The 19,864-nt window shown below is 49.3% G+C and carries 23 protein-coding genes and 1 tRNA gene; 13 read left to right on the top strand and 11 right to left on the bottom strand.

The features are described 5' to 3' along the window. Positions 1–27 precede the first annotated feature (27 nt). On the top strand, positions 28–1,485 hold the full coding sequence (locus FCN51_RS21340) for an NCS1 family nucleobase:cation symporter-1 (RefSeq protein WP_160256804.1): 1,458 nt from the start codon (positions 28–30) through the stop codon (positions 1,483–1,485). Here FCN51_RS21340 and FCN51_RS21335 read toward each other — a convergent pair. The 5 genes from FCN51_RS21335 to FCN51_RS21315 all read right to left on the bottom strand — a co-directional run bounded on the left by FCN51_RS21335 (position 1,436) and on the right by FCN51_RS21315 (position 4,238). Then, positions 1,436–2,089 (bottom strand): TetR/AcrR family transcriptional regulator, encoded by a 654-nt coding sequence (locus tag FCN51_RS21335; RefSeq protein ID WP_020944407.1) that lies wholly within the window; start codon positions 2,087–2,089, stop codon positions 1,436–1,438. The genes FCN51_RS21340 and FCN51_RS21335 overlap by 50 nt on opposite strands. A 263-nt stretch (positions 2,090–2,352) precedes the next feature. Continuing rightward, positions 2,353–2,443, bottom strand: a tRNA-Ser gene (locus tag FCN51_RS21330). 71 nt (positions 2,444–2,514) lie between these two features. Continuing rightward, entirely contained in the window at positions 2,515–3,156 is a 642-nt protein-coding gene (locus tag FCN51_RS21325) for a phosphoribosylanthranilate isomerase (protein ID WP_160256803.1), read from the bottom strand. A gap of 28 nt (positions 3,157–3,184) precedes the next feature. Then, entirely contained in the window at positions 3,185–3,898 is a 714-nt protein-coding gene (gene pyrF, locus FCN51_RS21320; protein WP_014457334.1) for an orotidine-5'-phosphate decarboxylase, read from the bottom strand. Then, the gene (locus FCN51_RS21315; RefSeq protein ID WP_160256802.1) at positions 3,891–4,238 is read right to left on the bottom strand and encodes a lipopolysaccharide assembly protein LapA domain-containing protein; all 348 of its coding nucleotides are present in this window, start codon (positions 4,236–4,238) and stop codon (positions 3,891–3,893) included. The genes pyrF and FCN51_RS21315 overlap by 8 nt, the downstream gene beginning before the upstream one ends. A gap of 255 nt (positions 4,239–4,493) precedes the next feature. Here FCN51_RS21315 and FCN51_RS21310 point away from each other — a divergent pair, with 255 nt between their 5' ends. From FCN51_RS21310 to FCN51_RS21270, 9 genes are all read left to right on the top strand, one after another. Then, on the top strand, positions 4,494–4,988 hold the full coding sequence (locus FCN51_RS21310; RefSeq protein WP_014457335.1) for a protein-export chaperone SecB: 495 nt from the start codon (positions 4,494–4,496) through the stop codon (positions 4,986–4,988). Positions 4,989–5,042: 54 nt separating this feature from the next. After that, positions 5,043–5,705 carry a hypothetical protein gene (locus tag FCN51_RS21305; protein WP_003626406.1) on the top strand — a complete coding sequence of 221 codons (663 nt, stop codon included), beginning with the start codon at positions 5,043–5,045 and terminating at the stop codon, positions 5,703–5,705. A gap of 54 nt (positions 5,706–5,759) precedes the next feature. Continuing rightward, positions 5,760–6,731 carry a 4-hydroxythreonine-4-phosphate dehydrogenase PdxA gene (gene pdxA, locus FCN51_RS21300; protein WP_160256801.1) on the top strand — a complete coding sequence of 324 codons (972 nt, stop codon included), beginning with the start codon at positions 5,760–5,762 and terminating at the stop codon, positions 6,729–6,731. After that, positions 6,728–7,450, top strand: a complete 723-nt coding sequence (locus tag FCN51_RS21295; RefSeq protein WP_014457337.1) for a pyridoxine 5'-phosphate synthase — start codon at positions 6,728–6,730, stop codon at positions 7,448–7,450. Before pdxA ends, FCN51_RS21295 begins: the two co-directional genes overlap by 4 nt. Before the next feature lies 1 nt (position 7,451). After that, positions 7,452–7,808, top strand: coding sequence for a DUF6476 family protein (locus FCN51_RS21290; RefSeq protein ID WP_160256800.1), 357 nt, complete (start codon positions 7,452–7,454; stop codon positions 7,806–7,808). Between the two features lie 4 nt (positions 7,809–7,812). After that, positions 7,813–8,958, top strand: coding sequence for an anhydro-N-acetylmuramic acid kinase (locus FCN51_RS21285; RefSeq protein WP_160256799.1), 1,146 nt, complete (start codon positions 7,813–7,815; stop codon positions 8,956–8,958). Positions 8,959–8,989: 31 nt separating this feature from the next. Further along, on the top strand, positions 8,990–9,481 hold the full coding sequence (locus FCN51_RS21280; RefSeq protein WP_160256798.1) for a hypothetical protein: 492 nt from the start codon (positions 8,990–8,992) through the stop codon (positions 9,479–9,481). A gap of 157 nt (positions 9,482–9,638) precedes the next feature. Beyond that, positions 9,639–9,836 carry a DUF3311 domain-containing protein gene (locus FCN51_RS21275; RefSeq protein WP_003626393.1) on the top strand — a complete coding sequence of 66 codons (198 nt, stop codon included), beginning with the start codon at positions 9,639–9,641 and terminating at the stop codon, positions 9,834–9,836. Then, the gene (locus tag FCN51_RS21270; protein ID WP_160256797.1) at positions 9,833–11,287 is read left to right on the top strand and encodes a sodium:solute symporter family protein; all 1,455 of its coding nucleotides are present in this window, start codon (positions 9,833–9,835) and stop codon (positions 11,285–11,287) included. The genes FCN51_RS21275 and FCN51_RS21270 overlap by 4 nt, the downstream gene beginning before the upstream one ends. A 74-nt stretch (positions 11,288–11,361) precedes the next feature. On the opposite strand, the gene FCN51_RS21265 is transcribed toward FCN51_RS21270, so the two are convergent. After that, on the bottom strand, positions 11,362–11,748 hold the full coding sequence (locus tag FCN51_RS21265; RefSeq protein ID WP_003626388.1) for a hypothetical protein: 387 nt from the start codon (positions 11,746–11,748) through the stop codon (positions 11,362–11,364). 109 nt (positions 11,749–11,857) lie between these two features. Between FCN51_RS21265 and alkB the strand changes: the two genes are divergently transcribed. Both alkB and FCN51_RS21255 read left to right on the top strand, forming a co-directional pair. Then, complete coding sequence (gene alkB / locus FCN51_RS21260; protein ID WP_160256796.1) at positions 11,858–12,526, top strand: DNA oxidative demethylase AlkB; 669 nt, start codon at positions 11,858–11,860, stop codon at positions 12,524–12,526. A gap of 33 nt (positions 12,527–12,559) precedes the next feature. Next, positions 12,560–13,720, top strand: a complete 1,161-nt coding sequence (locus tag FCN51_RS21255) for a serine hydrolase domain-containing protein (RefSeq protein ID WP_160256795.1) — start codon at positions 12,560–12,562, stop codon at positions 13,718–13,720. A gap of 103 nt (positions 13,721–13,823) precedes the next feature. Here the strand turns inward: FCN51_RS21255 and FCN51_RS21250 are convergent, their stop codons facing one another. Next, on the bottom strand, positions 13,824–14,192 hold the full coding sequence (locus FCN51_RS21250; protein ID WP_003626381.1) for a helix-turn-helix domain-containing protein: 369 nt from the start codon (positions 14,190–14,192) through the stop codon (positions 13,824–13,826). Positions 14,193–14,560: 368 nt separating this feature from the next. Between FCN51_RS21250 and hmpA the strand changes: the two genes are divergently transcribed. After that, positions 14,561–15,775, top strand: a complete 1,215-nt coding sequence (hmpA, locus tag FCN51_RS21245; protein WP_160256794.1) for an NO-inducible flavohemoprotein — start codon at positions 14,561–14,563, stop codon at positions 15,773–15,775. 53 nt (positions 15,776–15,828) lie between these two features. On the opposite strand, the gene FCN51_RS21240 is transcribed toward hmpA, so the two are convergent. The 4 genes from FCN51_RS21240 to FCN51_RS21225 all read right to left on the bottom strand — a co-directional run bounded on the left by FCN51_RS21240 (position 15,829) and on the right by FCN51_RS21225 (position 19,802). Continuing rightward, positions 15,829–16,503 (bottom strand): methionine ABC transporter permease, encoded by a 675-nt coding sequence (locus FCN51_RS21240; RefSeq protein WP_160256793.1) that lies wholly within the window; start codon positions 16,501–16,503, stop codon positions 15,829–15,831. Further along, the gene (locus FCN51_RS21235; protein WP_003626376.1) at positions 16,484–17,467 is read right to left on the bottom strand and encodes a methionine ABC transporter ATP-binding protein; all 984 of its coding nucleotides are present in this window, start codon (positions 17,465–17,467) and stop codon (positions 16,484–16,486) included. Before FCN51_RS21235 ends, FCN51_RS21240 begins: the two co-directional genes overlap by 20 nt. Then, positions 17,464–18,276, bottom strand: coding sequence for a MetQ/NlpA family ABC transporter substrate-binding protein (locus FCN51_RS21230; protein WP_160256792.1), 813 nt, complete (start codon positions 18,274–18,276; stop codon positions 17,464–17,466). The genes FCN51_RS21235 and FCN51_RS21230 overlap by 4 nt, the downstream gene beginning before the upstream one ends. A gap of 98 nt (positions 18,277–18,374) precedes the next feature. Beyond that, a complete protein-coding gene (locus FCN51_RS21225; RefSeq protein WP_160256791.1) occupies positions 18,375–19,802 on the bottom strand; it encodes an FAD-binding oxidoreductase in 1,428 nt (475 codons plus the stop codon). Between the last annotated feature and the right edge of the window lie 62 nt (positions 19,803–19,864).

Raw genomic sequence — 19,864 nt, 5'->3', positions numbered from 1 at the left:
ATTCGAATCGTAATGTAGGAAAGCATTATGGGTGGAACACATCATGCAACACATGATAATCGTTTAACAAACGAAGACTTGGCGCCATCTGCTACACGCACATGGCGATGGAAAGATTATCTGTTTTTATGGATGTCGGATATTCATAGTGTAGCAGGATACATCACTGTTGGCAGTCTATTCACTTTAGGTCTCCCATTATACGATGTATTTGCAGCCCTACTTTTTGCTATTCTACTTGTACAATTAGCTTGCAACCTCATGGCTATGCCTAGTTTTAAAACAGGGGCACCTTTCCCTGTTATCGCACGTATGACCTTTGGTGTGTACGGCGCCATTATTCCCGCACTCATACGTGGAATTATAGCCGTTGGGTGGTATGGCATCCAAACATGGTTAGCATCAAACGCTTTAGTTATTCTCGTCTTAAAAATCTGGCCTGTTCTCGAACCGTGGGCCAATGCCACACAACATGGCTTACTCGGATTATCCTATGTGGGGTGGCTCGCCTTTCTTACGATATGGGGCTTGCAAACTCTTGTGTTCTGGAATGGCATGGACGCTATACGTCACTTTATAGATTGGGCAGGCCCCGTCATTTATGGCCTGATGGCTCTATTAGATATTTGGCTGCTTTCTAAAATTGGCTGGCATCTTTCTTTCCAAATTTTTACGCCCCATCAACCTGTTAGCCTGATCACCCATGCTTTTGGCATTATTAATGCGATGGCTTTAATACTTGCTTTTTTTGCCCCTATCATTTTGAATTTTGGCGATTTTTCACGCTATGGCACCAGCATGCAGTCGATAAATCGTGGAAATTTTTGGGGATTACCTTTCAATTTTCTTGCCTTCTCATGTCTTACACTCGTTACCATAGCACTTACACTTCCCGTATTTGGGCATATGATTTTTGACCCCGTAGAAACAGCCGTAAGAACGACAAGCCTGGGAACCGCCATTATTGGTGTAATCACTATTGTTACAGCCACTATTGGCATCAATATTTCAGCCAACTTTGTATCTGCAGCTTTTGATTTTTCTAATATGGCCCCTCACCTTCTATCTTGGCGTAAGGGAGGGCTTATTGCTGCCATAGGCGCTATTTTGTTCACACCATGGAATTTATACGCACGGCCAGAACTTATTCATCTTACGCTTGATGTTTTGGGAACATTCATCACGCCTCTGATAGGCATTATTCTGAGTGATTACTATCTTATAAAAAAACAAACCATCATTACGGATGATTTGTATTCATCAGATCAAAGAAACATTTACTGGTATAGGTCTGGCTTTAATCCTGTTGCTTTGCTCTCGCTTTTTATCAGCACAGGGTGTGGTGCTCTTTTTATTTTCTTACCCGCGTTAGCAAGTATGAGAAACTTTTCATGCCTTTTTGGTTTTGCAATTGGCATACTCGCACAAACGCTGCTCAGTTCCTTTCTTCCGCATCAATACAAATTGAGGCAACCAACTGCATAATCGTTTCTGTGCCTATTTCGAAATCGCGCTTTGTAAGACGTTTTTGCCCTAAAACGGCTGCGAATTGCACCTGCATATCAGCGTAAGATTGCGTCATCGCCCAAAGCATGAACATGAAGTGAAAGGGATCTATCTTCTTGATAAGTCCCTTCTCATGCCATGCTGCAAATATAACTGCCAAATCCTCTACATGCGGCTTGAGTGTTTCCCGCAGGAAAGACTGTATCTGCTCACCGCCAGCTAAAAGCTCATGCATAAAAAGGCGAGAGGCTTCTGGACGCTGCCGCGAAAATAGCATTTTAGCTTGAATGTAGCTTTGCAAACCTTCTCGCGGATTCATGTTTACCGAAAGATGAATATTGGCATCTCCCAGCCAATCCGCCAAAAACCGCTCTAAAGTCGCCTGATAAAGTGTTTCCTTTGTATTGAAATAATAAAGAACATTTGCCTTTGGCAACGCGCAGGCCTTGGCTATGTCATCTATACGTGTGCCGCTTAGACCATGAACGGCAAACACTTTTTCTGCGGCATCCAATATCTGGGTAGTATTCTGTTTACGAGGATTGCCAACAGATGGCTCGATATTGCCGTTTTTGCGCATCATTACAGAAATCTCTGATTAGAATTTCATATGCGCTTACTAAATTAAACCGGAGGCGGAAAGTCCTTATTACAGACACCACCATTGCCCCCTCCTACCATCAGCACACAAAATCCATCCCGACGATTCCAAACTCTATTGGATCGCGCAATCAGCAATAGGCATGGAGTAGGAAGCCATATGTGCTTTCCGATACGGAAAAGCATAACCAAACGCTGTAACTTCTACAGAGCACTTAAACTAAATTTTTTAAAGGGGTTATATTCTGGCGGAGAGAGAGGGATTCGAACCCTCGGTACGCTATTAACGTACACACGCTTTCCAAGCGTGCGCCTTAAGCCACTCGGCCATCTCTCCGACGCGAGAGAGGTAATAGCAAAATTTTCGGAACAGGCAAGACCTAAAGAAGAAAAAATAAAGTTTTTATCTCAACCAACGGCTGGAGTGCGCGCATTATGGATAAAACGCGCAATTGCATCGGGGCTCTTAACGCCAGGCGCACTTTCAACACCAGATGACACATCCACAGCAGGGGCCCCAGTTACGGCAACAGCTTGCCCTACGTTTGCGGGGTTTAGACCTCCTGCCAGCATCCACGAATAAGCAGGTTTCCAGCCATGTAGCAGATCCCAGTTCAACCGCTGTGCATTACCACCAGGCCGTGTTGCATCCGTTGGGGGCTTGGGCTCAATCAAAAGCCGTTCCATCATGCATTGGCGTGGCAAATCAGTCTGTGATGCAACCGGTATGGATAACCAGACAGGCCGCCTGAACTTAGCTTGTATCTGCACGGCACATTCAGGCGTTGTATAAAGCTGCAATATGTCCAGATCTACCTGATCTAACACACGTTCTAAAACCGCATCGTCAGGGCGTACAAAAAGCCCAACCTTCTTGATGCTGCCTGTAACACGGGCTGCCAGCGCCTTTGCCTGCAATGCATTTATGTAACGGGGAGAGCGCTCAAAAAAAACAAAGCCTACCCAATCTGCACCATATTCCATGCAGGCTTCCAGCCCGGCTTCTTCTGTAATGCCACAGATTTTTACGCCCGTCTGAACGCCGCTCATAACCTACCCTACCTACAATGCAGCAGATTTATGCTGCCAGTTCCGCAGCAATGGCTGCTGCTGCTGCTGCGGGATCTGCTGCCTGTGTGATCGGCCTTCCCACTACAATCCAGTCTGCTCCGGCGGCACGTGCTTCCGCAGGTGTCATAACACGTTTCTGGTCACCCTTAGCTGCTCCTGCGGGCCGAATACCAGGCGTTACCAGAACTGGTTTATCGCCCAGAGCCTCTCGGAGTGCCTTGAGTTCATGAGCAGAACAGATCAATCCATCCATGCCAGACTTCATTGCCAGATCCGCCAAACGCAAAACCTGCGTGCGCGTATCATCTGGCACACCTACTTCTGCCAAAGCATGGTCATCCATACTTGTCAGCACGGTTACAGCCAGCAGCAATGGGCGCTCCCCTGCCGGAAAAGCCTCATCGCATGCTTTGCGCGCAGCTTTCATCATTTCTGCACCGCCAACAGCATGCAGTGTCAGCATACGGGGGCGCAAATGGGAAAGCGCCTTTACAGCGGCCCCAACCGTATTGGGAATATCGTGTAGCTTAAGATCCAGAAATAAAGGCCTCTGCCCGGCTACATCTGCAACAGCTTGAAAGCCTGCCGCATAAGCAAACTCCATACCCAGCTTGATAACGCCTGCAATGCCTTCCACCGCGTGCGCCCATGCCTTGGCCTGTGCCGGATCCTGCGTATCCAGCGCCACAATCAAACCTGTTTGCCTTGCGGTATCAGACATGTGGTTCTGCTCCATTTGCAGGAGAAATAGGAGGAACCGCGACAGCTACCGGCGCAGGGGCCACCGGCTGGCTGGATACTGCCTGCACCTGTGCAAGCTGGGCTTCCAGCTCTTTTACGTGCTGTTCTGCCTTGCGTGCTCGCCGGCGTTGCTTGAATTCCGCCGTCCACAAACAGAAAGCGCCCAGCAAAAAGGCAACAGCCGCCACCAATAGCGCCAACACACCAGCGGAAGATTTCCAGCTATATGTCAGCAACCACATATCGAGCGGATCCTGATTACTGGCACTGAACACCACAAGCGCCAACAGGAATGGGACAACAATTATCAGCCTGATCATGACACCAAGTCGTAGCCGTATCACACGTAAAGAACAAGCGACTGAATACCATCAAGCACAGGCTGAATGATAAAATATTTCACACATTTCTAAAGCGTTGCCAGAGCCACAACAGAAAAGAGTTTATTGTGTTTCCTCTCGCCGCAACTGTCTGAATCTGGTAGGGCTGATGCGGATTATATTGTTTTGCTCATTTTTCCCGAATAATGAGCTATTTCTGTTTGCGACATTACTCCTGAGGACCAGACATCCATCATGAATACCGAAACTGCAGATTCACTTGGCGGCGCATCCCAAACACCTCCTGCACCGTCTATTCTGATGGGAATCCAATATGTCAAATCTGTTGAATTTCAGGTTCTTGGGGCGCCGGCCATTTATTCACGCGTAACAGAACGCCCTCACCTTGGTGTTTCTGTAGATGTACGCGCTCATCAAATGGGCGAAAATCAGCCTAACTTTGAAGTTGAGCTTATCTTGCGGTGTCAGGGGCATCTTCCTGCACAACGGGAAGGGGAAGAAATTGTCCCTCTATTTGATGTGAATCTGATTTATGCGGGCATCTTTACGCTGCAGCACGCAACAGCAGAAACTTTTGAAACCCTGCTGCTTATAGAAGCCCCCCGGCTTCTATACCCGGCCGCCCGCAACATGCTAGCCACGCTGTGCCGTGAAGCAGGTTTCCTGCCAGTTATCATGCAGCAGATTGATTTTGCAGCATTGTGGCGAAACCGCCGCGCAGTGGGCTAAAAGCAACATTCAGGCTCCTTGATTTCCATACCTGAAAACGAAAGATGACAGACCATGCCCGGTAAAGCATCCGCAGCTTTATGGTACCCTTTTGATGCACATTGGTACCGCACAGAATACGGTGCGATTATGGATGCTCTGTTGTCTTTTTCTGATCAGGAGCTTGAACAATGGTATAAGCTGGAGGGGGCGTCCTCCGGTCACTCACCCAACAGATATTTCAACGAGGAATGGTACCGGGTAAATTGTTCCGAAGCGGCAGAGGCCATTACAAACGGCACCTGTGTTTCCGGCTTTGAACATTACTGCAATGGGGGATACAAAAAGTTTTCCCCACATTACCTATTTTCCGAGCGTTATTATCTCCAGCGCTATCCGGACATTTCAGAGCAAAATCTACAATCCGGCGGTTTTGTAAATGGATATGACCATTTCCTTCGATCTGGCGACAAAGAAAAGCGCTCAGGTCACCTGTTTTTTGATCCAGATACCTATTTGCAGAACAGACCAGAAGACCCAAACCTCAGTAGCCTAACACCATTTATGAACCTGCTTCATTCAGAGCATACGCTCCCCAACTCCATTGTGCTGTCTGATCACTTTAATCCTGCATGGTATCGTGCCCTCAGCCCGGATGCTGTTATGGCTGTGGAATATGGTTTTGCACCTAATGTGCTTTATCAGTTCCTCAGTACCTTTACGCCTGATCGTTTCTAGGTTTTCCTTCCTATTTACATCATCCGTATTTTCCTGCGCTGAAGGAAGAAGCCTATGCTGGCTCTAACACAAGGTGACCCGGCAGGTATTGCACCTGAAATTACTGTAAAAGCATGGCGCATATTGCGCGAAAGCGGGCTTCCTTTTGTTTTTGTGGGAGATCCCGCCCTTCTGGAACAACATGCTCCCGTGCAAGCTGTGCGTTATCTGGAACAGGGAGCAGATGTTTTCTCCCACGCCATACCTGTGCTTCCCCTCCAGCTGGCAACACCTGCCGCCCCCGGAGAACCAGACCGCCAGAATGCGCCCAGTGTTATTGAAAGCATCCGTCTGGCTGTAGAACTGGCCCAGAATGGTGAAGCTTCGGCCATTATTACCAACCCTATTAGCAAGGAAGTCATCCAAAGCGCAGGCTTCAAGCACCCAGGGCACACCAGCTATCTGGCAGAACTATGCCATGTGCCTGGGCAGGAAGTGATGATGCTGGCCAGCCCATCTCTGAGGGTTGTGCCTGTTACCGTGCATGTTTCCCTCCGACACGCGCTGGAACAATTAAATACAGAGCTGATTATTAAAACAGCCCGCACTGTTGCTGCTGGTCTAAGGCGTGATTTTGGCCTCAAAGCCCCGCGCATTGCTGTAGCGGGATTAAACCCTCATGCCGGGGAAAACGGTTTGATGGGCCATGAGGAACAGCAAATTATCATTCCTGCCATTAAAGCGTTACAGCAGGAAGGGCTCAACATTACAGGCCCCATGCCGCCAGATACCATGTTCACACCCGCAGCCCGCAGCCGTTACGATGTGGCCTTGTGCATGTATCATGACCAAGGGCTGATCCCGCTCAAAACGCTGGATATGGCAGAAGGCGTAAACGTAACGCTGGGGTTACCAATTATCCGCACATCGCCCGACCATGGAACAGCCTTTGACATTGCGGGGCAGAACAAGGCAGACCCAAGCAGCCTTGTTGCAGCCATTCGGTTGGCAGCACAGCTTGCGCAAAACAGAAGGAACGCAGCATGACTTCAGCTATCCGGCTTGGCGTCAACATTGATCATGTCGCTACCATTCGCAATGCACGTGGCGGCACATATCCAGACCCCGTTGCTGCAGCCCTGTTGGCTATTCAGGCTGGTGCTGATGGCATTACTGCCCATCTGCGTGAAGACCGGCGCCATATCCGCGATAAAGATCTGCAACGCCTGCGTGCAGAAATTGCCGCCCCCCTTAATATGGAAATGGCCGCAACAGAAGAAATGGTTGGCATAGCCCTTGGTTTACGCCCCCATGCCTGCTGCCTTGTGCCCGAACGGCGTGAAGAACTGACTACAGAAGGTGGCCTGAACGTAGCAGGACAGCTAGAAACACTTACCCCTAAAGTGCAAAAACTCGCACAAGCAGGTATTCGTGTTTCACTGTTTATAGATCCCTCATCCGCACAGATAGAAGCTGCCGCCAAAACAGGTGCGCAGGTGGTAGAACTCCACACTGGCGCTTACGCAGAAGGGAAAGCAGAGGAACTGGAACGCCTGCGTGCCGCTGCCACGCAAGCAGCCGCACTTGGGCTGGAAGTACACGCAGGACATGGCCTGACATTTGAAAATGTTGGGCCCATAGCAAGCTTGCCAGAACTGCGAGAACTCAACATTGGGCACTTTCTGATTGGACAGGCCATTTTTGATGGTCTGGCAGCCGTTGTGCAAAACATGAAACGCCATATTGCAGAAGGTGCGGCTCTTTAAAATGGAAGAACCACAGGAATACAAAACACCCAAAGCCTTACTTGTGGCCGTTATCGGCATGGGTGTGCTGATTGTGGTGGGCGTTGTTGTACTGGCAGGCGTACTTATTCATCGCATGAGCAGTAAGCCTGTCCCCCCTAACCTTCCACCTGTTGCATTATCGGATGCTGCACCAACTGCTAGCCTTCCCACAGCACATGCGACGTTACCTGCAGGTGAGCAGTTGTTAAGCGTAACACGTGTGCGGGACAATATGTTGGCCCTGCATGTTACAGAACATGGGCAAGACCGCATTCTATTATGGGACGTGCCAACCGGCCAGTTACGTACCGGGCTAGATATAAACGCGGCACATTAACGCTATGCCTGCGCGACCTCATCTTACTGCCATAGGGCTTATGAGTGGCACATCGCTTGATGGCGTAGATGCCGCACTTATACAAACCGATGGCACACGTATATTGCGGCATGGCCCTGCCCTAACCGTACCTTATACGCCAGAGTTACGGGCACGTCTGCGCCACATACTGGATGCGGCACCCCAGCTTGCACCTTCTGACCCAGCGTTACTGTCTGCAGAACATGATCTGACAGAAGTGCATGCCATAGCTGTACAGCAACTCCGCCAGATGGCACCTGATATGCCTGCCGATATTATTGGCTTTCATGGTCAGACCATTTTGCACCAGCCTGGACGCACATGGCAGATCGGCAATGCCATTGCCCTTTCTTCTGCTACGGATTTACCAGTTATCCATGACTTTCGCACAGCAGACGTTCAGGCTGGCGGAGAAGGTGCACCTTTAGCTCCTTTATATCATGCCGCTCTGCTGCATGATCAGCCGCGACCTGTTGCAATTCTAAACATCGGAGGCGTTGCCAATCTTACTCTGCTGACTTCAGAAGGTGAGATTCTGGCTTGTGATACAGGCCCCGGAAATGCCCTGCTGGATGACTGGACTTTCCGCCATACAGGCATTCCCTACGATAAAGATGGGCAATTGGCACGCAACGGTAAGGTTTCAGCACCTATTCTGCAGCAGTTGTTGGCACATCCATTTTTTAGCAAACCCGCCCCTAAATCTCTCGACAGGCTGAGCTTTCATACTGCCTTGCAGGATATTGCTGCACTCTCTCCCGCAGATGGAGCTGCCACATTGGTTGCCTTTACGGCAGAAACCATTGCCCGCACTCCTTTGCCTGAACAGCCAAAGGCATGGTTTGTATGTGGGGGTGGCCGGCATAATCCAGCAATGATGGAGGCACTTACACAACGCCTTTCTGGCGGCGTATTTCCGGCAGAAACTCTGGGATGGAACGGAGATGCGCTGGAAGCCGAATGCTTTGGCTTTCTGGCAGTCAGAAGCCTGTATGGGTTACCTTTATCTCTGCCATCCACCACTGGTGTACCTGCTCCTCAACAAGGGGGCCGGTTAAGTTGCGGCGGCATTACGCCATGGAAGGCGAGAGCTGTTTTAAACACGAAAGTGCAGTATAATATTGCTTAATACATTCCATTGAACAGGAAAGACTTAAACCATGAAACGCTTTCTGGCATTCAGCCTGTTGCTTGCTGCCCTTGGCACGCCGGGACTAGCCTGTTCTGCGAGTGCACAAACCATTATCGACGGTAGCGATAAAAAAGCATCTCCTTTTGTAAAAAATACCCTTAAAACACTGACAAAACGATTCCCGGATACACATCCTTTTTTCCGCGCCATTACCACGCACCCTAATGCAGAAAAAAAGCAGGTTGTCTGCGGTGAAATCAGCCTAAGTGCCAGCAAGACACCAGAACCAGATAGCTTTATGCTTTTTGGTGCTGCGGAAGGTGACAATCCACCTATCGTTTATGAACCACGTGAAATCCCAGCCTCTATTGATTCACGCGAAGTGAATATGTGGATCAATCACGGTGCGGATCTGGCAGATCTGGAAGAAATGGGCTGCGTGCCAGAGGGTAGCTATCGGCAATATGGCGATAAGCTGAACCAAGTTTTACAGAATAAAAAGCACAGCGCTACACGCTAAAACAGTGGGTCCTTTTTCTGCTCCACCACAGGCAGTAAACCCACTTGTAGTGGAAAAGACACAGCTTGGTTTCTCAAACCAAAAAGACATACAGAATAATTGACAGGCGGTAACTTTCATCGCCATTCTTATCCCGGTCACGAACAAAAAAAACAAAATGACCGGGTTTTCTGTAATGAAATATCTGAACTTCCTGCTTGCCCTGCCCTTTTTGGGGTTGCTCTGGACACCTCTGTATAACAGGTACGATCCTGTTTTATGGGGTTTTCCCTTTTTCTATTGGTACCAATTCGCCTGGGTACCCGTAACCTCTGCCCTTATCTGGGTTGTCTGGAAAAAGGGACAAAACACATGAACACCATAAACCCTTGGGCGCTTGGCGTTTTTGTTTTCTTTTTTGCTGCCACCATTGTGGTTGGCAGTTCCATACAATGGATACGCAGCCTGTTCCACGCCAAGCGTGATGCTAACAGCCATGAAGAATGGTCTCTCGGCGGGCGAGAATTTGGACCGTGGGTCACGTGGTTTCTGGTAGGGGGAGATTTCTACACAGCATACACCGTTATTGCAGTGCCAGCACTGGTATATGCTGCGGGGGCATATGGATTCTTTGCGCTGCCTTATACCATTATTGTCTACCCCTTTATTTTTCTGGTTATGCCGAAGCTTTGGAAGATTGCACGTGCAGGCGGGCACGCCACGGCGGCTGATATTGTTAAAGCGCGCTTTAACAGCCGGGCACTGGAGGTTGTAGTCGCCTTAACAGGGCTGGTAGCCGTTATGCCCTATATTGCGCTCCAGCTTATTGGTATTCGCACCGTGGTGCAGGCTCTAGGGCTTCCGGGCGATCTACCGCTTATTATCGCCTTTATTTCTCTAGCCGCTTACACATGGTTGGGTGGGCTACATGCTCCGGCACTTACGGCCTTTATCAAGGATATTATGATCTATATTGCCGTGCTGGTGGCGGTAACGGTTATTCCCCTGCACACTGGCGGCTATAGCGCCCTGTTTGCCACGGCTGCACATGCGGATACGGTGCTTAAAACCGGACAAAGCTTAGCTTATGCCACACTCGCGCTTTCTTCCGCTCTGGCTGCATTTTTATATCCACATACACTTACAGGTATTCTGGCATCTCGTTCGGCAGATACCATTAAACAGAACGCCGTCTTTTTGCCTGCGTACACCATTGTATTAGGCCTTATCGCCATGTTGGGCTTTATGGCGCATGCGGCTGGCATTCACACCACCAATGCATCCATGGTTGTGCCAATGCTGTTCCAAAGTGTCTTTCCTGCATGGTTTGCCGGTTTTTGCCTTGCTGCCATTGCCGTGGGCGCATTGGTGCCTGCTGCCGTTATGGCCATTGGCGCGGCAAATCTGGTTACCAATAATTTGCTTCCTGCACAGGCCAACCCGGTGCGCACAAGCCGTATTACAGCTTTCATCGTGAAAATTGGCGCACTGGTTTGCGTATTGTTCCTGAACGCGCAGTTTGCCATTGATTTCCAGCTTCTGGGGGGCGTGTTTATTCTACAAACATTCCCGGCACTTATTCTGGGCCTGTTGCGCGTGCGCTTTTCTGCAGCCGCCATGCTGACAGGATGGGCTGTAGGCACAGTTTTTGGCGTTGGCATGTGCTGGATGGACGGCCTGAAACCTATTCACCCTGTTCATCTGGGGGTATTTTCAGGCAACGTTTCTACGGGCCTTCTTTCTCTGGCTATCAATATTGCCATGGTTGCACTTGTGTCCGTAATGGCACCCGCCAAACAGAATATTCCGGCCAATACAACGGCCTGAGACACACCAGATATTAAAAAGGGAAGGCGTGGAGCAAGCCTTCCCTTTTTCCTTAAATAATTGAGCCGTTCTTATTAAAAATTCAGAAAAACGGTTGAATTCTTTTTTCGATTTTCTGTGTTCTGAAATTCCTGTGTCTGTACCCGCACAAGCTGATACAAATCTATTCCCTTCTGGCGTGCAGGCTCTTCCAGCTCTGCATATATATCTTCAAGCAGATACCCTTTTTGCCCCGCTTGCCGTGCAAGCAAAGGAGAACGATTCTGCTGGCGGCATGTTTCCAAAAACACATGCAAAGCCGCCTCGCCCTGCGGTTGTAAATCCATAGGGGAACGCGCCAGAAAATCCACCTCTGCGTTCAGGCCTATAAAAACCCCACGAAACATACGGCTACTGGCATTAAAGCTGATAACAGCCGGAATGCCACCGATAAACATCATATCCCGACCAGAAACCGACATTGCTGGGAATCTGCTCCTTCTGTTTCAAACGTAGGTGCTGCTATACTCTTTGCATGCTGTGCCAGAGTGCGCACACCACCGCAAACACTTTCCACGCAGAGCTTTCAGCATGAAAGACAATCGCCCCGCGCAACTGGATTTTCTTTTGCCTGATACACGGCCAGATTATGTGCAATTAGATGCCGGAGCAGTATTATTGCCTGGTTTTGCCTTGCACGATGCTGAAACCTGTATGCTGGCTATTCATCACATTGCGCAGCAAGCACCATTTAGAAAAATGCATACTCCGGGCGGAGGGCAGATGTCCGTTGCCATGACATGTTGCGGCACATTTGGCTGGATCAGCACAGCACAAGGCTACAGCTATACCAAGGTAAACCCTTTTACTGGCCAGCCTTGGCCAGATATGCCTGCTATCTTTCAAGCCTTGGCTCACAAGGCTGCCCAGAAAGCAGGCTTTGCACAATTTCAACCAAATGCCTGCCTTATCAATTCTTACAGCCCCGGCGCCCGTATGGGCCTTCATCAGGACCGCGATGAAGGGTGCACGGATCAGCCCGTAGTTTCTCTCTCATTTGGCTTGGAAGCAACTTTTCTATGGGGTGGCCTCAAAAGATCAGACCCTACCCGGCAAATTCTGCTCAAAGATGGAGATGTGCTGGTGTGGGGTGGGCCTGATCGCCTACGCTTTCATGGGGTTAAACCCATCCGTTCTGGCGCACATATCCGAACAGGAGAAACACGCCTGAATATCACATTCAGATTCGTCGCCTCTTAAACAAACCGCATTTTATTATAAGGCAGAACAAGTATGCCCTCTTCCGCTTTTAGCCGCCGTATTCTGCTGTTGGGCATGACAAACCTGTTCTACATGCCGATAAAGAACAGTATGGCCTCCGATACAAAAAACCATTTTGCACAAGTGGAACAGATTTTTCAGGAAGCTATCAAAACCAACAAAACTCCCGGAGCTGTTGCTGCCATTGGTCATCAAGGCCAAGTGGTTTGGAAAGGTGTATTTGGGCAACGCGCACTTGTGCCCCACCCAGAAGCAATGACATGGGATACGCTGTTTGATATGGCGTCTCTTACCAAAGTGCTTATTACGGCACCTGCCATCATGCAGCTTTATGAACGCCACTTAGTGCAACTGGATGTTCCTGTTTGCCATTACCTTCCTGCCTTTTCCGGTCAGGGTAAACAGGATATTACTGTCCGCCAGTTACTCACCCACTATTCCGGGTTGCCGCCAGATCTGGATCTTTCAACACCATGGGTAGGCCGTAACACGGCTATACAGATGGCATTTTCCTGCGCACCCATTCATCCTGCAGGAGAACAGTTTATCTACAGTGACATCAACTTCATTCTGCTTGGTCTAATTATAGAAAAGCTCTCTGGCCTGACCTTACAAGACTATGCAACTCAAAATATTCTCAAACCACTGGGCTTAAAAAGAACCTTTTTTGCTCCGGCACCAACACTTTACAGTACAATTGCCCCCACCCAGTACGATGAAAAAGGAAACCTTCTTCGCGGTATTGTGCATGACCCCACAACACGCCGAATGGGGGGTATTGCAGGCCATGCAGGTTTATTTTCCTGCGCGGATGACATGACCCGCTACGCCATTGCGCTGCTGAACAAACGTGCCGGGCAGCCTTCTTCTTTTCCGCTCAAGGCAGAAACACTGGTTATGATGTCATCTCCGCAACAACCTGCGGACAAAACTGACCAACGCGGTTTGGGGTGGGACATTAATACCCATTATTCTACCCCACGAGGGGATTACTTTCCTGTAGGATCTTTTGGCCATACCGGATTTACCGGCACCTCTTTGTGGCTGGTCCCGCAAACAGATAGCTTTGTTCTTATTTTAACAAACCGGGTTCACCCTGATGGGAAGGGCAATGTTGTAGCCTTAAGGCACGATGTCGCTTCTGCAGCAGCACTGGCCTTAGAGCTGCTTTAAATAGCAACTTCATCAAGGTCACTTCTTTTCAGTATTTATGAAGGTTTTTGTCCATAAACACTGAAAAGAAGTGACCTGATATATCAAAATCTGTCTGATAAATTCAGTCTTCCTGCCGGGCCATCCGCGCCTGCCGTTCCAACCACTTCTGCGCAGATACTTTACGAGATGGATCAAGCATACGGTAAAGGCGGATCACATCATGTTCATCTGGCGTAATCACCAGCTCAATATCTTCCTGCACATAGCCTGTCAGAAAAATTTCCGGGTCAACATTAAAAAGTGCCGCCAGTTTGGGAATATGTTTTCTGGCACTTCCTTCCCGTCCGGTTTCCCAAAAAGCGATAGCCGGCCTTGAAACCCCCAGCGCGTCTGCAACCTGCTGCTGTGTTAGTCCAGCGGATTTACGCAGGATCTTGATTCTTTGCCCAAGATCTATCCCGGGTGAAATAACGTCGTCCTGGTCAGCCATTGTTCTTTATATCCATTGCTCCAGAGTTACCGTGGTTCTTGTAGCATACCCAATATTTTATGGTTGCCATATTTCATGCTCTGCAAAGTATGGCAGATCATTACAAACTTAATAACCTGATAACATATTTTGTTATGTGCAGTAAGTAAGCTTAGATTTACAGAAATGCAAAATCAAAAAATCTCTTTTTTCATAAATCGTTTAATATTAACCATTATCTAACATAATATCCTAAATATAGTGCGCTCATACACCTAAATATTGCGTGCACCACAATGCAGCCATCTCCGCACAAAAGATGCATCGTATTGACACCTTTTTATGTGCCTATAAGATGTATATTAAATACATTTTATAGGATCTTCTCCATGCCTTCTCCGCTTGATGCAAAAACACTCTCAATTATAAAGGCCTGTGTTCCAGCTCTTGAAGCACATGGGCTAGATATTACGCAGGAAATGTACAAACGCCTGCTGTCCAACCCCGATATTCGGGACCTTTTCAACATGTCTCACCAAAAAGATGGTGAACAACCTAAAGCCCTTGCTCTGGCTGTGCTGGCTTATGCGCGTAACATTGATAACCTTGGCGCTTTGGGCGGTATGGTTGAACGTATTGCCGAAAAACATGTTGGGCTAAATATTCTGCCCAAACATTACCCCTACGTAGCTGATGCACTTTTGGGAGCAATTGCTCATGTGCTGGGTGACGCTGCCACACCCGAAATTCTGGAAGCATGGGGTAAGGCTTACTGGTTCTTGGCAGACATTCTCATGGGCCGTGAAAAACAGATTTACGAAGAACATGCCGCAGCCCCTGGCGGATGGGTAGGCTGGCGCCCGTTTACGGTGCGCCGCAAAGTGCGTGAAAGTCATACCATCACGTCCTTCGAACTGGTGCCCGTGGATAACAAACCCATTATGAAACACGAAGCCGGGCAATATCTCAGCTTCAAGCTAGATGTTCCGAGGCACGGCTCACAACGCCGTAACTACAGTATTTCTTCCGAACCCGGCGCAGATCATTACCGCATTAGTGTGCGCCGCGCGGATGGTGGTGTGGTTTCTCAATGGCTGCATGATACCGTGCAAGAAGGGCAGGTTCTGGACGTTTCTGCACCAGCGGGAGACTTTACGCCTGGAACAGAGCAAAACAGCAAAATTGTTCTGCTGTGTGCAGGTGTTGGACAAACACCTTTTATTTCTACCCTCGGCGCGTTTCTGAAGGATGGAACCAAGCGCAATATCCACTACATCCACGGCGTGCACACTGCACAGGATGAAGCATTTACAGATTACATCTACACTTTGGCTGAAAAAGATGCGCTTGAAGCTGATATTTTCTATAGCCATTCTCCCGTGCCCACAAATCGTTCGAACAAGAACGTAAAGTTGCATGAAGGCAGAATCACTGCAGAATGGCTTAAACCTCGTGTAGATATCACCACAGATTACAATATCTGTGGGCCTGATAGCTTTATGCGGGACATGATTAAAGTTCTTACCGAAGCTGGCGTGCCAGAAAACCAGATCCACTATGAATTCTTTGGATCTGCTGCTGATGCAGAACTTGTAGGAATTTAATTTTATAATCTTCTCTCTATTCGATTAAGAATAGAGAGAAGATTCTTCCAATCTTAGTCTGCATTTCTGGTACGTTCTGAATGACGCAATATACGTGAAAGCCAGTTACCCAAGGCCTGCATACCCGTCACCAACACAATCAATACAGCGACCACCCCTAACATCACTGTTGTATTGAAGCGCTGATAACCATAGCGAATAGCCAGATCCCCCAAACCACCGGCACCAATAGTGCCTGCCATGGCTGATGCACCCACCAAGGTTACCAGTGTAACTGTTATGCCGGATACAAGCGCAGGCATGCTTTCTGGTAGCAAAACATACCGGATAACCATCCAGCGCGTTCCGCCCATGGCGCGCACGGCATCAACCAATCCGTGATCGACTTCCCGCAGGGAAACCTCAGCAATGCGCGCAAAATACGGAATAGCGGCAATGGAAAGCGGGACAATGGCAGCAGTTGTGCCCAACGCACTGCCCACGACCATTCGGGTAAATGGAATAAGCAGCACCAGCAGAATAATAAATGGCACAGCCCGGATGGCATCAATCACCACACCAAGCAAACGTGGCAGCACCGGCAATGGATAAAGGCCGCCTCGCCCAGCTACAACCATAAAAACGGCTAATGGCAGCCCAAAAAGAACCGCAATAAAACCGGATACCAACACCATTATCAGCGTTTCGCCAGTGGCGTGCCATAGCAGATCAAGAATGAGCCGGGACATAGCCTACCACTTCTGCTGCATGACAATTTTGCTGAAGAAAGTTCATGGTTGCGACAGAAACATCCCCAACCTGTAAAAGAACATCCAAAACCTGATATTCTGCATCTTCGGCAGGAATAACTCGTAATAAGGAAGCCTGTGTCTGGCACATCTCCTGCACATTTTGCAGTAACGGTGCCATAATCAGGTTTTGATCCACCGTTAGTCTTACCACTGCGTGGCTACCTTCCTGCGGGCTACGTTCCATATTGGGGGGTAAAGCAGCTTGCAGGCTTGTTTCTTCCAAAATATCAGCGGGCAGACCACGTGCTATGATCCGACCATGATCCAGCACCAGAACATGCTTGGCCAATGCACGCACAACGTCCATTTCATGCGTGATAAAAACAATGGTCAGCCCCAATTCACGATTGATGCTGTTTAACAAAGCCAATATCGACTCTGTTGTTTCCGGGTCTAGCGCAGAAGTTGCTTCATCGCACAACAGCAAGGCAGGTTGTGCTGCAAGGGCACGGGCAATACCAACACGCTGCTTTTGCCCGCCAGATAACATGGCAGGATATTTATTGGCGTGATCAGCCAACCCCACTAGATCAAGCAGTTCTGCGACACGTTTTACCCGCTGATCACGTGGGATACCTGCAATTTCCAATGGCAAAGCCACATTGGCGGCAACGGTGCGGGATGTCAGCAAATTGAAATGCTGAAACACCAGCCCGATACGCCGCCGCAAGGGAATGATCTGAGATTCTGGCAGAACTGCCAGATCCTGCCCTTCCAGCAGAATACGTCCGGATTGAGGACGATCCAGCCCGCATAGGCACCGCAACAAGGTGGACTTTCCCGCCCCTGAACGCCCGATGATGCCAAGGCTATCGCCCTTGCCCACCGTAAAAGAAATATCCTTGAGGGCAGGCTGCCCGCCAAATGAGCGGGTAAGATGTTCAACCTGTAAAAGACTCATGACCAACCCGGCACAACCGCACCATGAAATGCCTGCACCAACGCCTGTTTGACATTATCTTGCTGAAAAGCTGAAACAAGCTTGCTGACCCACGGTGCATTTTTGTCTGTCTCATTCACAGCAATAAAGCAGACATACGGGTTATTTTGCGGGGCTTCCTGTGCAATCCGCTCTTTTTGCAGATCAATACCCGCTTTGTTGGCCCAATCTGTATTCACCACAGCCGCATCCATATCTGGCAGCGCGCGCCCCACCATTCCGGCATCCATTTCTTTTACAGAAATCTGGCGTGGATTTTCGGTAATATCTAACGCTGTGGGCACCAGACCGGCATCTTCCGCCACTTTGATCAGCCCCAATTTCTGCAACAGCAAAAGGGCGCGCCCCTCATTCGTCGGGTCATTCGGCACACCAATCACGGCCTTGTTTGGTAATTCCGCAACAGATTTCCAGCGCCGAGAATACAGACCTATGGGAGACAGATAGGTGTTACCTACAGGCACGATATGGAAATTCTTGGCCTTGTTTTGCGCTTCCAGAAAAGGCCCATGCTGAAAGGCATTTGCATCCAGTTCGTGTTCAGCCAATGCTTCGTTCGGTGCATTGTAATCTGAAAACGGGATGATCTTGAGGGTCAGACCTTCCTTGGCAGCGTTTTCAGCCACCACGCGCCAGACATCTTCATCCTCACCAGCAATAATGCCGATACGCAGAACCTGACCATCAGCACGTGCAACACCGTAGGGGGCCATCATGGCCACGCCCATTCCGGCAAGCATTACCCTACGGGATAAAAAGGACGAAGACATGATTTATAGTCCATTTCAGATAAATACGATTTTGTGTGTATAAACAGAAAATAACACGCAGATGTCAAGTTTATACGGGTAAGTTGCCTGAACGCTCCTTACCCTTTGAACACAGGCCCTTCTGGCAATAGTTTACCAGGGTTAAGAATGTTCAGCGGATCCAGCGTTGCTTTCAATGCCCGCATGACAGACAGCGCTCCCGCCCCGTGCTCTGTTTCCAGAAACTCCAGCTTTCCCAAACCTACGCCATGTTCACCGCTGCATGAACCACCCATCGCCAGAGCACGTGCAACAATCTTGCGGTCAAGATCAAGCGCACGCGCATGCCCGGCATCGCTATCTTCTGTCATAATCAGAGTGTGGAAATTTCCATCACCCACATGCCCCAGAATAGCAGCCTGCAGGCCAGAAGCTGCAATATCCTGCCGAACGCCATCTATCAGATCTGCCAGGCGTGAAATGGGCACAATGCAGTCTGTGCTGATAACACGTGCTGATGGATCAATTGCCTTTGCTGCCCAGAACGCATTATGCCGCGCCTTCCAAAGGCGCGCACGTTCATCGGCCGTATCTGCCCACATAAAGCGCAAACCGTTATTTTCGCACGCAATATCTTCGGTCACACTCACCTGTTCACGCACAGATTCTGGTGCACCCGCAAATTCAAAAAACAGGGTTGTCAGAGGCTGCAAATCTGTGAGGCCAGAATAGCTGATACTTGCAGCCATCTGCACTTCGTCCATCAATTCCACACGGGCAATAGGCACGCCCATCTGAATAATCTCAATAGCCGTGCTGACCGCATCATGCAGATTTTCGAACTGGCAAATAGCAGCGGAAAGCTGTTCAGGAATACCGTGCAGGCGCAACTGCACCTCTGTAATAATCCCTAATGTGCCTTCTGACCCTACGAACAGAGACGTAAGATCATATCCGGTGGAAGACTTGCGCACCCGCCCACCAGTACGAATAACTTCTCCATTTGCCAGAACAACTGTTAGTCCAAGCACATTTTCCTTCATGGTGCCGTAACGCACCGCGGCTGTGCCAGAAGCACGCGTGGCGCACATGCCGCCCAAGGTTGCTTCACCACCCGGATCAACCGGAAAAAACAGACCTGTATCCCGCAACTGGACATTCAAGTCTTGCCGGGTAAGACCTGCCTGCACGCGGCAATCCAGATCAGCCGGATTAACTTCCAGCACCTCTGTCATACGGGAAAGATCAAGACTGATAGCATGTTCTGGTGGCGTGACATGCCCTTCCACCGATGTACCTGCGCCAAATGCAACCACTGGAACCTGATGATGATGGCAAAGCTTGAGCACTTCGGATACATCCGCCGTGCTTTCAGCAAACACCACAGCCGCTGGCATGCGGGACACCTGCAAGGCCTCTCCATGGCTATGGGCTTCACAAACGGATTCATTGCACGAAACACGTTCACCAAACTGCGCTTTCAACTGCGCCAGCACAGCTTCAGCCCGTTTGGGTGCATCTGCATGAGGGAATGAAGTGTTTGTCATGCGCTATCCAGTCTTCCCGATAGATAGTGGTTTAAAATCGGCAGCCAAAGATGCCGCAAATA

Origin of the sequence: Acetobacter pasteurianus, from assembly GCF_009914215.2 — a bacterium.
GTDB classification, from domain to species: Bacteria; Pseudomonadota; Alphaproteobacteria; order Acetobacterales; family Acetobacteraceae; genus Acetobacter; species Acetobacter pasteurianus.
This window is presented reverse-complemented; position numbering and strand designations above follow the sequence as displayed.